3 protein-coding genes are annotated in these 1,547 nt (G+C 49.8%); all 3 read left to right on the top strand.

Going from position 1 to position 1,547, the window contains the following annotated elements; genetic code table 11:
• Positions 1 to 72 precede the first annotated feature (72 nt).
• The gene (locus tag JUF11_RS13030; protein WP_125583057.1) at positions 73 to 258 is read left to right on the top strand and encodes a hypothetical protein; all 186 of its coding nucleotides are present in this window, start codon (positions 73 to 75) and stop codon (positions 256 to 258) included.
• On the top strand, positions 248 to 625 hold the full coding sequence (gene tnpB / locus JUF11_RS13025; protein WP_003580239.1) for an IS66 family insertion sequence element accessory protein TnpB: 378 nt from the start codon (positions 248 to 250) through the stop codon (positions 623 to 625). The genes JUF11_RS13030 and tnpB overlap by 11 nt, the downstream gene beginning before the upstream one ends.
• Before the next feature lie 64 nt (positions 626 to 689).
• Positions 690 to 1,547, top strand: an 858-nt coding sequence (locus JUF11_RS13020; protein WP_204119930.1) for an IS66 family transposase, incomplete at its 3' end; no start/stop codon positions are given.

Here is a 1,547-nt window from a genome sequence, read left to right as displayed (position 1 = left end):
TAACAGACCGGATATGAATGCCAGCTTCTGGGCGATATGATTGCCTCATCAAATATGGTGAGGTGATTTTTATTGGATGAGAAGCCAGAGATTGTTCGCATCAAATTGGAAGAGAATCAACGCCGGCAGACTCAGAGCGTGCCGACTAAGGCGTTCCAGGTCAGGATTGGTGACAATAAGACCGTGGTGGTCTATGGCCGGATTCAAGGTTACATTCTTGACGCCCTACTGAAAGCCGTGTTCAACGATGCTCATTGATGTGCGTAGACTAAGCGGCATTTATCTGATCTGTGGCAAGACCGACTTGCGTCGCGGCATCGATGGTTTGGCTGGCGTGATCAAGGAAGAATATCAACTTGACCCATACAGTCGAGCGCTATTTCTATTCTGTGGCACACGCAAGGATCGGTTCAAAGCCCTCTACTGGGCTGGTGATGGATTCATACTGCTCTATAAGCGGATCGAAGACGGCCGACTTCAGTGGCCAACGACCCAAAGTGAGGTGAAAAAGCTACACGCAAAACAACTAGAACGGCTGTTATCAGGCTGGGGACTGGAGTCCACAGTTCGGCCTTACTGTCCACAAAGACAGACGCCGAATTCTGGTAAAGTGTCCACTAAATAAAGCTAGGAAGCCTGTCGTATCAGTGGTACACTCAGCCCATCTTGATGAATTGAGGTCCACGCCGATGGCGAAAACGACTGAAGAATTACTCGAGCAGGCGCTCGAGCAAAATAGCGAACTGACCAAACAGGTTGGGAGTCTGACTGACCAAATTCAGGCCCTGACGGAACAGGTCGCATATTTAACTCGGAAACTCTACGGGTCTCATTCAGAGAAGCTGGTTGATCCGAATCAGCTTTCTCTGTTGGAGGACAGTAGTGTTTTTACGGACCCAGAGCAGACTGGGGAACAAAGCGAAGAAGCAGTCGTAACGTCAACCCAGCGTAAAGCTAAACGGCGCCGCGTTGAAACCATTGATGTCAATCTACCGGTTGAAGAAACGGTTATTGAGCGCGAAAGCAGCGTTTGCGAACATGGACATCAGCTAATAAAGGTCGGCAAACACTTTGTTCGCCAGGTCGTGCAACACATTCCAGGTAGACTCTATGTTGAGAACATTTATGAAGCGACATACAAGTGCGCTGACTGTGAACAATCCTATGGCGTCTCTCACCTGTATCAAGGCCAGGCGCCGCAGGCGTTGTTTCCTCACAGCGAGGCAACCCCATCATTAGTCACCGAGGTGCTTCATCAGAAATATACTCTGGGGACCCCACTCTACCGCCAGAAATTGGAGTGGGCGCGTGCTGGCCTGATCGTCAGCGAAACAACGATGGCCAACTGGGTCATTAACGCCGCAGAAATCGTCAGACCAGTTTATGATCTTATGCATGAACATCTCTTATCGCAGCGATTTCTTCAGGGTGATGAAACACCATTCCAAGTGTTAAGAGAACCTGGCAAGTCTGCCAGGAGCAAGTCTTACATCTGGGTCGAGCGCAGTATTCGTCTCGCCGACCAGCAGGTCGTCTACTACGCATAT

Origin of the sequence: Lacticaseibacillus suilingensis (assembly GCF_016861845.1) — a bacterium.
Classification (GTDB): Bacteria; Bacillota; Bacilli; order Lactobacillales; family Lactobacillaceae; genus Lacticaseibacillus; species Lacticaseibacillus suilingensis.
The sequence above is the reverse complement of the archived record's forward strand: the minus strand, read 5'-3'. Positions and strand labels throughout refer to the sequence as shown.